Origin of the sequence: Paraburkholderia caffeinitolerans (genome assembly GCF_902859945.1) — a bacterium.
Classification (GTDB): Bacteria; Pseudomonadota; Gammaproteobacteria; order Burkholderiales; family Burkholderiaceae; genus Paraburkholderia; species Paraburkholderia caffeinitolerans.
Genome location: NZ_CADIKL010000005.1, coordinates 143,743 through 156,577 on the forward strand (window position 1 = coordinate 143,743; position 12,835 = coordinate 156,577).

The following is a 12,835-nucleotide window of genomic DNA, read 5'->3' on the forward strand; positions in this document are numbered from 1 at the left end:
GCCCCTCGGCAGAAGAAGATGAACACAATAACGGTCGCACAACTTCTCAATACGTCGGGGCAGATCCTTGACGATCTTCGAAACCTCATTGTCCGCTCACGTCCTCCGAAGGGTGGGCCGGACCGTTTGCGGGTCGGCCTCGTACTAACGATCGCCGAGCAGTTTGAAGCGGCGTTGCGACTCGCGAATGCCCATATGAGTACTCATTCTGCTACGCACGTCCGGTCGATGATCGAAGCTCTCGTCGCGATGAAGATGCTTGCGTCCGATAGCGGCTACGTCGACCAGATGCGATACGAGAAGTTGAGAGGCGAGCGACGCGTCTACGAAGGGATACTGGCTGACCCAAATATTCCTGAACACCTGAAGGTGACGATCAAGGATAGCTACGCCATTTGCAATTCCGAGTGTGAAACTTTTCGTGCAGCGGGGCGCAAGCCGAAAAAAATCAGCGACGATCTTGGAACTGCGGAGTTATGGCATTTGGTTGGACCATATTCGATGCTGTGCGCTTTCTCTCATAACGATCTGGCTGTCCTGGCGCTCCGGCATCAGGGCGAAAAGAGTATGGTCTACAAGCAGGACGATCCGCCAGAGTTTGTACACTCAGTCGTCCACACTGCGTTGCTGGTACTGATGGATGCAACCCATCAGTTCGGCAAGATTGCGAAATTTCCCGGCGATCATTTCGACTCGGTTTTTGGGGCGATGAACCAGAAGTGGAGCAGCGTCGTCGACAAGCGTATAGAACGCTAGAGAACATGGGTGACCTTATGGACATCATCAAGCGAGTCGCGCCCTTCAGGCAAGCGGAGGCCGCAGCACGGCGAGCTGAGCATGAACAGAGTAGGGAAGCCGTCCGAAAGATGCTCAAAGCACACGAACATCGTCTCTATCCATCCGGTCGGGGCCATATTGCCGCTGGCCCTGTCGTTGCTTTACCTGCCCCGCAGTTTCAACGCGTTGGGATGGTTCCATCGCGTTGTGTTCCTGCTGTCGCTGATGATCTCGACGTTCTCCTCGTACTGCGACGCACGTGCGGTGCATGTGGTTCCAGGCACCGTGCTGATGTGCGTTGTCCTGTGGCTGCCACGGGCTCGGGGGCGCAACAGGGAGGTGCCCGCCGCGGCGATCTTCGCCCTCACATTCATCGCGGGATTTCCAGTTGACGTTTATCTCGGCTATGTCTGCCGGTCAGCTGGCGGCACGGCCACCGTTGGCGGAGCGGGATGGGCTGACGGCCTGCTGCTGGGCCTGGCGATTCTTGCCGGCGTTCACTGCTTCGTCTATTACTTCTGCGAGCATGACGAGAAGAAAGGCAAGGTGCCGATCGGCGCGTTCCTGAAGTGGCAACTGGCGCCTTTGCGCCCGCGGCCCGCTACGCCTGACGGGGACAACGAGCAGCCGTCGATCTCCTGACGTCCCTGTTTATTCCCGCTGGCGCCTGCCGTAGAACGCAATAAACCTGTCAATCCGGAACGCTTGTAAAGGCTGGGTTCCACAGCACGCTCCCCATCGCCGGTGACATCTTTATTGCGCTTTTCCAAGTTATTGAATTGATGAGATTTATTGGATAATTCGAGCAGCGAGCGTGTCAGGTGACACCTTTATTGGCGAAGTTGTGACGACTTTATTTTGCTCTACGACAGTGCGGGCAGATGATTTCATGCATGTCTACGCTCCTCCCGCCTTTGTGAGAATCTGCTTAAGCATCTCTGGCGCAGTTCCTTCCGCCTCAAGCGTCGCAGTCCGGTAAGCATACTGATTCTTTGCGAGTTGGATTCCGGCGGCGGCCTCAATCGCCGCACACGACGTGACCCACTCCGTCCAGTTGGACTCTAGGTAGGTCTCAAGGTGGTCGCTCAGGGTCGCTACACAATCGCCGACCTGTTCCGATGGGAAATCAACCTCTGTCTCACCGAGGTACTTCAACAGCCGACGGTTCTCTGTCGAAAACTTCGTGCGCTCGCCATCTATTACGGTCGGATTCTTGCCCGCAGCCTTAGCCCGTACCTCGAAGCCACTGTCCCCGTCGAAGAGTACGTAGGTCGGAATCCCGAGGCAGGTAAGGATGGCATGAGCAAGCGGGATTCCACCCTTGCCTCCGGCCGGAACAATCGACAGTCCCTGGGATTCGAGACGCCCAACGGCGTCCCGATCGCCGATGCCGTAGAACACGGCCGCCTCTGTATCCCCCTCCACCAGCAGCACACGCGCTGCGAACAACGCGACCGAGAGGCGATTCGTGACTATGCCATCAAGTTGACGGCCAACCTGGTCGGCATCTACTATTTCATTGAGCCTCGTCTTCACTTCGTCGACCGTGGCGAAATGAACAGTGACCACAGGGGTCTCGTCAGACGACCTCGTCAGCCGCCTGATCTGGTCGAAATGTCGAGCCTCAAGGAAGTAGGGGCTATGAGTCGCATAGGTCACTTGGATGCGCTTGCTTGCTTTCTCGGCAAGCGATCTTAGTACTTTCGCGAAGGTCTGGGCCTGAATCGGGTGTTGAAAGAGCTCCGGCTCCTCAATCGCCAGGCATATGACACCCTCTGCCGACGCCGCACCTGACTGCGCCAGAAGTTGCAGCGCCGAAACCAGGAGCGTGCGCTGAAAGCCATGTCCCTGTCGCTCCACAGCGGTCTCGGTTGCGCCATCGAGCACTGCGACTTCGAACGTGGTCCGTGGGGCCTTGAGTTCCACTTCGGCAGGCGAGACCGTGACAGCCCGACCAGGCGAGTAAGATCTGACGACCTCGTTGAGCTGCGTCGTCATAGCGTCCAACTGCCCCTTGAACTTTTCCTCGTAGACTTTCTGCTGCTTCGTGCGCGACTCTTCGACGATCGTAGCGATCTCCTCATCCGCAGCAGCACGATCAACTGAGCGCTCAAGGATTCGACCGATGATGCTCGCCTTGCCGTCGGTCGACTCCTCGCTTGCGCGAAGGTCAGCAGTGACTAGGACGAAGTCGAAGAGACCGCTCATCTTGCCGCCGCTGTTGAAACCGAAGAAGTTGGTCTGCAGCGCTTCGGGGGCGTCGGCGAGCTGGTCGGTGTGAGCGGACTCCCACGCCGTCATCGCCTGATCAACCGCTGCACCTGTATTGGCCGCTGGGAGATCTAGATCCGCACGGCTGCTGCGGAGATTGGCATATAGATCCTTCTTCGCCGTCGCGCCGCCTGCTGCTTTGACCGCGTTGAATTCTGGAAAGCCCTTCGCATTCGCCGAAAGCACCTCAGAGCCGTCAGGCGACCGGAGCTTCCATGCTGTGAATGTGGCAACGCCGTCCGGCACGTACTTGCCAAGTGCTTCGCGATCCTTGTCGGTGAGATCGGTGAAGGTGACTTGAACCTCGATGTTCTCGGTAGTGACACCGAAGGAACAGTCCTTCTCCGTCAGCGAGCCGGGTTTACCGTTGAAGTACCAGTCGAGCGCACGAAGCACAGTTGACTTACCGGCACCGTTCGGCCCGATGAATGTCGTGACGGAATCGAAGGGGATCGTCACGTCTCTCAACGTGCGGAAGTTCTTGATGCGAATGGATTGGATTTTCATTGCAGGTTCCAGCTCCTTGTGCCGAAGACCGAGCCGCGAACACCGACTCGTCGCCCGAAAGAGCAGTCTCTCGCCGGATCGTTCGCTCACGTGTCTTGATAGCAGTCGATCGTGAACGTCTGCTTCCGCGTTCCATAACCACGGATTTTCAACTCGTTGCAGCCGCTCAAGATCTGAGCACGAACACCTAGCGAATTTTTCGGGCGTAACCCTTCTTAACAACACGGCCAATGAAGCTATTTAGGCCGTGGCCGACATTCGCCAGACGCTGCATCTCGGCAATGTTTGCTGCACTGGTACTCTGTGTTGTATAGAGATAAACCGAGCCGTCGCCAAACTGGACAGTAATAGACCCTTGTTCAATTTCGTAGGCAACGACGTTCGAATCGCCACTTAGATTTTTATAGCGTTCCATAAAACCTCCTGCTACCTAACGAAAATGGGGGGCTTCTCTACTTCTCCGATGTGCAACCACTGTTCCGCAGAGCGGATACTATAAGCTGCCATGCCGTTGTCACCAGCAGGGGTCTTCCCGGTGTTGATCAGAACGTCCGAACGAGGCAACCGAAAGCGGAGACCGTTATGCGTATTGAATCGGTTCGCATAAGGAATCTCAGAACCATCAAGGACGCGACTGTCGTACTAGCCAAGGCGACATCGTCCGATCGATGACTACTTCGGGTGCCGCGAGCGGCACCTCGTGTACCGAGCTCGAATGAGCGGAGGAGGTCAGGTCCCCCCGCACTCACACACTCGAACATTCAGCGGCACATGCAACGCGACAGAGCCCAGCAGAGACAGTCTTTATCGTAGCCCCGGCGAGGCACGGCGTTGCCGCGCTTCCTCGTGCATGTTGACCGGCGTAGCGCCAAGGACACGCGTGACCATCGCTGCGAGGAAGCGGCCAGGTGCGAGATCCTCTGGAATCTTTTCTTCGAGGATCGTCACTTTAGGAAGCTCCGCAATCTCACGATCAACTTCCGACTCGGGGGTGGGGGCCGGTGCATCTTCTTCTTCGACCAATTCAGGCCCAGGCTCCGGCACGCCTTCAGCGGGCCTTTCTTCGCCAGTGTCGGGTATTGCGGCATCGTCTGAGTATTCCATCAAGACGAGGCAGGTCGCGTGGTAAGCGTCGTCCTCACGCCCGAGCTTGGCGAGCAGGTCAAACAACCAATCTGCGGTTTTAGGCTCCTTTTGAAGGATGTCGGAGCGAAGCCCGAACACAAAACCGAGAGCTGCGAGGGGGTGCCTTAATCGCAGGTTCTTAGCGTCACCGTATGACTCCTCGATGCGATTCGGTGCGTTTTTTCCATAGGAGGAGTCCATGCGCTTTGTCGAAATCAGCAACTCGGGCCCCGTGGCCCAGTCCGTGATGATGACGTCAACCTGCTTGAGGTAGTTCTTACCAAGGATGGATGCGCTGGAGGACGTAACGCCAGGGATCGAAGCTTGGTTGTTCACGCGATCCGCCACAGCATCCCGGATCTTGCGGGGCAGTGCCTTCAGCAAGTACGCGACAGCCGCCGGGAGGATGCGCGGGTGGACTGGTCGCGGCCACGCCTGATCTGAGTCGAAGCCCGCCCGTCGCAACTCATAGCTCAGCCATACATCGAGGGCTAACGCCGGTACTCCGGATTGGGTCCCGGCCTTTAAGTAAAGAGGAACGCCCAGCAGTTTGACAAGCGTGGTGTAGTCCGGCTCGAAGCGCAACTGGCCGTCGGCGTTCTTGATCCAAGGATTGCTGTGCACACCGCCAGGGGCGGCGAGGGAGACGATTCGGTCGAAAATGACCCACGCTTCTGCTTTCGCGGATTGTTTAGCGGCCACTGCCTGCCCTCATTGTGCGGCGGTTGGCGAGTTCTGCTCGCGCCTGCCGGATTTGCTTGATCTGTTTTGCCGTCAAGTCACCACAGCCCGCAAGGACGACTTTATCGACGATATTTACGGCGTCGAGCAGTCTGCCTTCGCTTAATAGCTCAGCGACCTGTTGTTTGATTGTGCGAAGCGCGTCGGCATGGGCCAAGATCAACGCGGGCGAGGGCATTGCCCAGACGTCTGCTTCCTTCGGCTCGATCTTCAGAATCCCCCCACCATACGCGCGGCCAACCATCTCTGCGTGCAGCAGCGTGACCGAATTCAGGCTCGCCAGCGGCAAAAGTTCGTGGCCGAGTTCACGGTTTTTTGCATCGAGGTAGACGCCGTGCACCGAGTTGAGGTGGCGGGCTCCAGCGTCATTTGCTGTGAGTCGGGGTGTGTCTGCGTTCATGCAAGTCAATAACAGGTCCGCGGCGGGAACGAGCGGCACCTGGTACCAGGTCTTGCGGACGCGGCACTTGTATGCAGTATCGACACCAGTTCGGTGGCCGTCCTCGATGTATGCCGCTGCTTCAGCCGAGGGTGGATCGCCCGGATAAAAGAGATAGGTAGCGTGACCTTCGCGGCCCAGCTTGGTAAGCATGGCGTTGGAGAGCGAGAGACCACGCAGGTGGGAACTTCCAGGCGGCGAGAGGCGCAGCAGCTCATTGCGGCGCAGGCCGAGTTCCTTCACACGTTGAGGTGAAAGCGTGAAGTATTTGTTGTTGCCCGTGACGATGCCGAGGGTGGTGTCCCCCCACGTCTCCAAGCTCGTAAACAGTCCTCGCTGCAGTAGCTCGTGCAGCGGCTCGATTGCTTTCGGGTCGATGAGGCTGCTGGTCCACTTGGCCGACGGGTCAGTCGGCGTCCAGATCAGTCCTGCACCGAGCGACGCAAGGTCAGCGGCGTTCTTCGCTTGCCGGATGGTCGCGTGACGCGCGGGGCCTTCAAGATAACCGTCGGCTAGTAGCAGGACGACGTCGGCCTCGGCCTCGGGGAACACCTGCTCGTCAAAGAGCACGAGTTGCACGTCGCGGAAGCGGTTGAATAGAAACCGGCGCACGGGTGCCGCATAGTTCACCGAGAGCAACTCGGCCGGGAGAACGAGCCCGAGCCGCCCACCCTGTTTCAGGAAAAGCGCGGAGTGGATAGTGAATGCGGCCCAACTGGAGGCAAGGCCGGTGAGCGAGACGCCACCTCGGAGGGCGGCCTCGCGGGATCGAGCACGCGACTCGCCCGAAAAGTCCTGATAGCGGATGTAGGGCGGGTTGCCGATAACAGTGTCGTAGAACGATTCAGGTTCGACCGAAAAAAAGTCGCTGTGCCGGATTTGGGCTTTGCCACCAGCTTCGCGCACGCGTTGGCGGGCGACGCGCGCGCTGTGGGCATGAATCTCGACACCGTCTACGGTCGGACGCGCATCCATGTCCGATGTCAGTTCGCGAAGGCGAGTCACGGCGGCGACAAGGAAGGCAGCATCGCCTGCCGAGGGTTCCATCACTTGGTCGTCAGGCTTGCGAATGGCCCAATTGGCCACGAACCGGGTGATCTCATCGGGCGTGAAGAAGGCACCTCGCTCCTTGCGGAGGGCGGGCGTGTCGTCGGGATGGACGGAGCGTACGAGAGTCACTTGCAAATCCTAGGAAGCAGCGGCGCGGGTCTTAACGCGGAAACTTGCCGCACCGGCCTCGCTGAAGCGGGAGTTCATTGTCAAGCTACCTTCTTATTCATTAGCCAAGAACGAAGTTCGCTCTCTTTATAAATTCGATCAAGTCGATGTACGGTACGGTCACGTCCCACATCGCACGCGCAGGGAATCTTCCGTAAACGCATTATACCGAGCCGTTGATCTAACCGATCTGACCGCGGTCGCGGCGACTCAATATAGGACTTTGAACGTTGGTGAATCTTGTGGTCGGGCCTTTCGGCGATCGTAGATCCTTGTGGTTGCGATGTTCGCATGGCCAAGCCACTCCTGGACCTTTGCGATATCTGCGTCATGTTCCAAAGCGTTGGTTGCCGCAGTCGCACGCAGGCTGTGTACGCCGAAACCTTCCACGTTTATCCTGGCCTGCGCCGCATACCCGAGCACGCATTTGTACACGCCATCCGCCGTGATCGCCTTGCCGGTTTTCCGGGTCGGCTGGAACAGTGCTGCGTCCGGTGTCATCGCGTGGCCGGCCGCTTCTACATACGTGTGGAGGCGTTCGGCGCTCGCGGGATGGAGCGGGACGTAACGGGTCTTGCCAGCCTTGCCGTGCACGCGCAGATGCGGCACGCCGCGGCGGTCATGAATGTCGCGGACCTTCAGCAGGCAGAGTTCCTCGCGACGCAGCCCGTGATACAGCAGCACGGCGAGCATCGCGCGATCACGTTGCCCCTTGAGCGTAGTTGGGTCAGGCGCATTGAGTAGCGCGCGCGCCTGATGATCGCCAAGCGCTGGCGTCCTGCCCTCGTTACTGTTGACCTTCGGACGCTTCGCGCCCTTGACCGGATTGAAGTCAACGGCGTTCTTTTCACACAGGTATTCGAACAGCGACGACAGCGCGGCGAGCTTGCGCCGGATCGTCGCGCCGGACAACGTACGGTCCTCGAGCACCTTGCGCCACGCGAGCACGTGGGCGCGGGTGACGATGCGGAACTCGTCCGGGCGCTGGATCCCGGTGAAACTCATGAAGTCCTGCAGGTCGATCTGGTACGCGCGACGCGTGCGGGGATTGTCGAGATTGGCAAACCACTCGGCCTCGGCAGGGACGGCGGCCAGCCGGTGAAACTGGTCAGTGGTCAGCAGCCTCTGGCCGCGATCGGCAAGGGTGGGAAGATTCATCTGACGGCCTCCGTAGCAGCCACGTGATCATGGGCCGGGTCGATAGTCGCCCTGAGGACGGCCATCTGCTCTTCGCGCAGCTTCCTGTAGCGTTCGAGAAAGGCGGTTTCGTCCAGTGGCAGCTGCATTTCGCGACGCATGGCGAACAGCGCTGGCGGGAACAATGCGCCGGGCGTCTCCATCTGCGTGAGCATGATCCTGGCCATTTCGCTGTGGGCGGATTGCCGCAGGTCAACGATGCGGTTGCGCTCCGCCATCGCCTTGCCGATCTCGTTCACGTGGTGCGTGACGTGGTTTCTTGCGGCCTGCCACGCGTCGTTGTCTTTTTCCGCCTTCGTGACCAGGTCCAGTTGCACCTTGATCCACGCATCGCGCAGGCCTTCGTGAATCGTCGTGTTCCGGTCCAGGTCGGCGAGCTGGCTCTGGAAATTTTCCAGTCTGGCACGGCACAGCGAGAGTTCCCAGAAGCCCCGTCCCAGCGCACTGGCCAGCGCCTGGCAGGCGTTCACCGTATCCTGCGTGCCGATTGCCGCCACCTTGATGAAGGTCGCATGGGCCGTCCCATACTTTTCAGAAATTCCAGTCACGGGCAACTGGAGGTTGACCAGCGCACCGAGCGAATTCTGCATGGTGAGCGCGGCTTCGACTGCCGGCAGAAAGACATCCCGGCGCAGGGCCATCTCCCGCTCGCGATTGCGTTGCGTGGCGTCATGGTCGAGTTCGCTGCGCTTGAGCTGCCGGTTGTGCCAGTTCGAGACGAACACGCCGGCGAGCGTGATGGCCGACGCGACCAGGCCGCTGACGCCGGCACCGAACACGGTCGCGGGCATGCCCAGGATCGGGCTGTCGGGCGTCGACGCGGGAAGCGCGTGCAGCAGCGTGCCCATGGCCAGCGCGCACTCGGTCTGCATGAACGTCATAAGTCAGTCTCCGGGCGGGCGAATGGAAACCGCCCGGCCGGGGCGACCCGGTCGACGGCGATGTCTTCAGACGCGGTGATCACAGGATGCGCAGGTTGCGGATCCGGCCGATCTTCGGCGAACGCTCGCGGATCAGGTCGGCGATGAACTCGGGCAGCAGCGCGCGCGGGACATTCGCCGGCACGTCGCTGACTGTCTGGCCCGGCACCTGGACGATGAAGTCGTCCGGCGAACTCGCCAGGCTGTGCTCATAGCTCACTCGGTAATCCATCTTTATTTCCTTCGGGTAAAACGGGGACTTCCATTGGCTGGTTCACGTGGCCGGCCGGGCGAAATCAGCCGGCGTGAGGACCGGTTTGGCAAGGGCCTCCTGCAGTAGAGTGAGCATGACTGCACCGCCGTCGTGACACAGTTCAACCACGCGGTAGTTCCACGTATTAACGGGGCTGCAGTCGTTGTCGGAATGTTCGGACATGGTTGTGATGGCGTGGGGTAGATGGCACGGCAGCCAGGGTACTATTGATAACATATTTTATCAATAGTAACCGCATTGAATAAAGCGCGGTGGATCGGTTCCGGAGAACCCACCCGCCCGCGCCCAGGAAAGTCACTTTTTCTTCGGCTTGCTTGAGGTTGCGCCCTTGCGCTGGGAGAGGTCCGAAGCGGCGACCTCTTTCTCCTTCCTGGTCGACTTCGGATCACGCAGGATCTTGCCCGCGTCCGATGCTGGTTTCTTGCCTGTTGCCATGGTCACCTCGTTGTGGTCGAACCCTCAAGTCAGGGCACATTAATCGTATGAACAACAAGAGGGAATTTCAAGGCAAGGGACGGGCGTTGCTTCACGGGATGGTTGCCATAGCCTCGCGACAATTTGGCTCCGTGAATCTTTCTTGCTCCCATCGCGATTGACACCTACCCTTCCTGTAAGATTCGCTGATTAGCGGAGACGCAGATATCCTATGACTCGCCCTGAACCAGCCACATTCGGCAGCTACATTGCCGACGCCCGCAAGAAGCTCCAGATCAGCCAGAAGGAGTTGGCCTCGCGCATCCTGCGCGAAGAAGACGACGCGCCCATTTCTCCTCAATACCTTAACGACATCGAACGCGATCGTCGTAATCCGACTTCGGATCACCTGATCCTACAGTTTGCCAAGGCCCTCAAGATCGACGCCGACTATCTCCATTACCTGGCAGGCAAGCTTCCCGACGAGATACGCCAGAAGAATTTATCAGAGGATGCAGTGAGAGCCGCCTTCACTGCATTCCGCAGACCACAAACGAAATGACGCCATGGTGACTTTTGTTCGCGATCACACAGGCCGCTTTCAGCAGCGGCCACACTTCAAACCAGAAGAGCTGGATCGAGAATGCGAGTCCATCATTACTGGGTTCCTCAAACAGTTGCACGGCGACGTCCGCTACCCGATCGATACAGAGGACCTTAAGAACCTGATCGAGCGCGATGCCGAAGATCTGGACGTTTACGCGGACCTTTCCGTCTATGGCGCCGATGTCGAGGGTGTGACCGAGTTTCACCCGGGAAGCAAGCCTGCAGTGAAGATAGCCTCGATCCTTACCGAGGACGCACGCCGTGAAAACCGGCTTCGAACGACGCTGACGCACGAGTACGGGCATGTCCACTTCCACAGCTACCTCTGGGAGATAGAGCAGCCACCGGACCTGCTTCGCCAACAGCCGAACCGCGACAAGATTATCTGTAAGCGTGATGCGATGATCGATGCCGTGCAGACTGACTGGATGGAGTGGCAAGCCGGCTACGTATGCGGCGCGATCCTGATGCCCAAGAGCGCCGTGCTCGCCTTATGTTGCTCTTTTGCTGAAACGCACGGCCTCTATGGGGCCGTTTCGCTGCAGACCTCGCACGGCGCGGCGCTCATTGCAAGCGTCGTGAACACATTCCAGGTGTCAGATGAAGCGGCCCGCGTGCGCCTCCTCAAGCTTGGGCTTGTGACGCAGGCCGCTGCTACCCGATCTCTCTTCGAATAAACAGCGCGGAACATAGCAACCGCTTGCACCGACCGCGCGTTGGTGATACGCTAATCAGCATATCGGCGGATTAGCGTTTGTGATGTTGTGAACGCCTCGCCAAGATAAGCAGGGAAGGCGCCGTGAAATAGCGCTCTTGCGAACAATCACTGTCTTGAAGAGGTATGTATGAACGAGATGTCAGTGGACGTTTTTCTCCATGGTAGCGGCCGCCCGCAGGTGGCGAAGACACGGCTCAACGAAACACTCAGGGAACTGCTGGTCCGATGCGAGGCACTCCCGGGCGAAGGTCAGTTTGTCTTCGTCGGTGAGGTCGACGAGGCGATTCGCCTGCCGGACGCCGACGCCGATACCCATGAACCGGTCGACCTTGAATTGACGATCGAGCAGTTGGAGCTTCACAAGCATAAGCACGTGCATACGCAGTCGGTGCATCGTGTAGAAGTGACGGTGTTCTTCAATGGCCATCACAAGCGCCGGTTTTCTCCTGCGACGACTATCGCAACGGTGACAACCTGGGCGAAGAAGCGCTTCAATATTGACCCGCGTGCGGGCGCCGACTTCGTCCTCGCGTTGCGGCCGACCGGCCAGCATCCTCGTCCGAACGAATTTTTGGGCGAACTCCTGGAACCGGGTTGCCACGCGTTGGAGTTCGATCTGATCAAAGAAGTGACCCCACAAGGCTGATCGCAATGTCGAAGTCGACAGCTCAGCGTCTTCTCGGGGAAGACTTGCAACGCGCAGAATTTCAGATTGGCGTTGCCAAAGGGCAGTGGTCGCTCATTCGGAAGGTGTCGGAGGCGGACTGGCCCTTCGTCTACACGTCGGTTCAGGCCGCACCACGCCCGGGAGGGCCTGAACGCCTGACGGTCCGCTGGGACGTCGACGGCTACGGCAGCCAGTCGCCGACTGGGGCCTTCTGGGATGAAGTTGGCAACGACTTCCTGGCAATCGACCGATGGCCGAAAGGCCGCCCAAACTCACCTGTTGAAAGTGTATTCAAGGTCTCCGGCTGGTCGGCTCCTGGGAAGGGGTTCTATCACCCCTACGACAGGCAGGCGAGGCTCAATCACCACGAGTGGCCAACACAGAATCCGCAGTATGTATGGACGCCCCAGCATACGCTGACGGATTTCCTTACCCTGGTGCACCGTTGGCTGAATTGCGAGGATTATCTTGGCTGCTGAACGTACCATCCGGATCCCCCTGCTGACCTGGCGCCGGCTGGTCGCGGAGCTGCACAAGCGGGGAAAGCGCCGGCAGGAGAGCGGCGCTTTCCTGCTCGGCAAAACGACGGTGCCCGATGGTCGAGTTGAGGCTTTTGTCTGCTACGACGATCTCGACCCCACCGCACTGTCGAAAGGCATTGTTATGTTCCATGCGAAAGGTTTTTCGGAGCTCTGGGATCTTTGCGAGAAGAAGGAGCTGCAAGTTCTAGCCGACGTACATACCCATCCGACGGCTGACGTTCGCCAGAGCAGCATCGACCAGGACCACCCCATGCTGCCCGTGGCGGGGCACGTTGCGCTCATCCTGCCTCGCTATGGATACGCATCGAAGTGGTCAATGGCAGGTGTAGGAATTCACGTTTTTCAGGGATATGGACGCTGGAAGTCATTTCCCCACGACCATCCTGACGCCCCGATCAAGCTCTGCACATGGTGACGCC

The 12,835-nt window shown here is 58.9% G+C and carries 15 protein-coding genes; 7 read left to right on the forward strand and 8 right to left on the reverse strand.

Translation table 11 applies throughout. From position 1 onward, the window contains the following. Nucleotides 1-18: 18 nt before the first annotated feature. Nucleotides 19-756: a DUF5677 domain-containing protein gene (locus HV773_RS06605; RefSeq protein ID WP_115783793.1), complete on the forward strand. Its 738-nt coding sequence runs from the start codon at nt 19-21 to the stop codon at nt 754-756. An 81-nt stretch (nt 757-837) separates the two neighbouring features. Then, nucleotides 838-1,419: a hypothetical protein gene (locus HV773_RS06610; protein ID WP_175172070.1), complete on the forward strand. Its 582-nt coding sequence runs from the start codon at nt 838-840 to the stop codon at nt 1,417-1,419. 255 nt (nt 1,420-1,674) lie between these two features. Here HV773_RS06610 and HV773_RS06615 read toward each other — a convergent pair whose 3' ends face one another. From HV773_RS06615 to HV773_RS06650, 8 genes are all read right to left on the reverse strand, one after another. Then, nucleotides 1,675-3,555 (reverse strand): ATP-dependent nuclease, encoded by a 1,881-nt coding sequence (locus HV773_RS06615; RefSeq protein ID WP_115783652.1) that lies wholly within the window; start codon nt 3,553-3,555, stop codon nt 1,675-1,677. A 187-nt stretch (nt 3,556-3,742) separates the two neighbouring features. Further along, nucleotides 3,743-3,970, reverse strand: coding sequence for a hypothetical protein (locus HV773_RS06620; protein WP_115783653.1), 228 nt, complete (start codon nt 3,968-3,970; stop codon nt 3,743-3,745). A 389-nt stretch (nt 3,971-4,359) separates the two neighbouring features. After that, nucleotides 4,360-5,382, reverse strand: coding sequence for a hypothetical protein (locus HV773_RS06625; protein WP_115783654.1), 1,023 nt, complete (start codon nt 5,380-5,382; stop codon nt 4,360-4,362). After that, the gene (locus HV773_RS06630; protein ID WP_115783655.1) at nt 5,372-7,039 is read right to left on the reverse strand and encodes an HsdM family class I SAM-dependent methyltransferase; all 1,668 of its coding nucleotides are present in this window, start codon (nt 7,037-7,039) and stop codon (nt 5,372-5,374) included. Before HV773_RS06630 ends, HV773_RS06625 begins: the two co-directional genes overlap by 11 nt. 249 nt (nt 7,040-7,288) lie before the next feature. Continuing rightward, entirely contained in the window at nt 7,289-8,236 is a 948-nt protein-coding gene (locus HV773_RS06635; protein WP_115783656.1) for a tyrosine-type recombinase/integrase, read from the reverse strand. Then, nucleotides 8,233-9,156: a hypothetical protein gene (locus HV773_RS06640; protein ID WP_115783657.1), complete on the reverse strand. Its 924-nt coding sequence runs from the start codon at nt 9,154-9,156 to the stop codon at nt 8,233-8,235. The genes HV773_RS06635 and HV773_RS06640 overlap by 4 nt, the downstream gene beginning before the upstream one ends. Before the next feature lie 79 nt (nt 9,157-9,235). After that, a complete protein-coding gene (locus HV773_RS06645) occupies nt 9,236-9,427 on the reverse strand; it encodes a hypothetical protein (RefSeq protein WP_115783658.1) in 192 nt (63 codons plus the stop codon). 336 nt (nt 9,428-9,763) lie between these two features. Further along, nucleotides 9,764-9,904: a hypothetical protein gene (locus HV773_RS06650; RefSeq protein WP_167470554.1), complete on the reverse strand. Its 141-nt coding sequence runs from the start codon at nt 9,902-9,904 to the stop codon at nt 9,764-9,766. 211 nt (nt 9,905-10,115) lie between these two features. Here HV773_RS06650 and HV773_RS06655 point away from each other — a divergent pair, with 211 nt between their 5' ends. The 5 genes from HV773_RS06655 to HV773_RS06675 all read left to right on the forward strand — a co-directional run bounded on the left by HV773_RS06655 (nt 10,116) and on the right by HV773_RS06675 (nt 12,831). Further along, nucleotides 10,116-10,445: a helix-turn-helix domain-containing protein gene (locus HV773_RS06655; RefSeq protein ID WP_115783659.1), complete on the forward strand. Its 330-nt coding sequence runs from the start codon at nt 10,116-10,118 to the stop codon at nt 10,443-10,445. A 4-nt stretch (nt 10,446-10,449) separates the two neighbouring features. After that, nucleotides 10,450-11,166 (forward strand): ImmA/IrrE family metallo-endopeptidase, encoded by a 717-nt coding sequence (locus HV773_RS06660; protein ID WP_115783660.1) that lies wholly within the window; start codon nt 10,450-10,452, stop codon nt 11,164-11,166. A 168-nt stretch (nt 11,167-11,334) separates the two neighbouring features. Beyond that, entirely contained in the window at nt 11,335-11,853 is a 519-nt protein-coding gene (locus tag HV773_RS06665) for a hypothetical protein (protein WP_115783661.1), read from the forward strand. Between the two features lie 5 nt (nt 11,854-11,858). Continuing rightward, nucleotides 11,859-12,353: a DUF7665 family protein gene (locus HV773_RS06670; RefSeq protein ID WP_115783662.1), complete on the forward strand. Its 495-nt coding sequence runs from the start codon at nt 11,859-11,861 to the stop codon at nt 12,351-12,353. Continuing rightward, entirely contained in the window at nt 12,343-12,831 is a 489-nt protein-coding gene (locus tag HV773_RS06675) for a Mov34/MPN/PAD-1 family protein (RefSeq protein ID WP_162831538.1), read from the forward strand. The genes HV773_RS06670 and HV773_RS06675 overlap by 11 nt, the downstream gene beginning before the upstream one ends. Nucleotides 12,832-12,835: the final 4 nt, after the last annotated feature.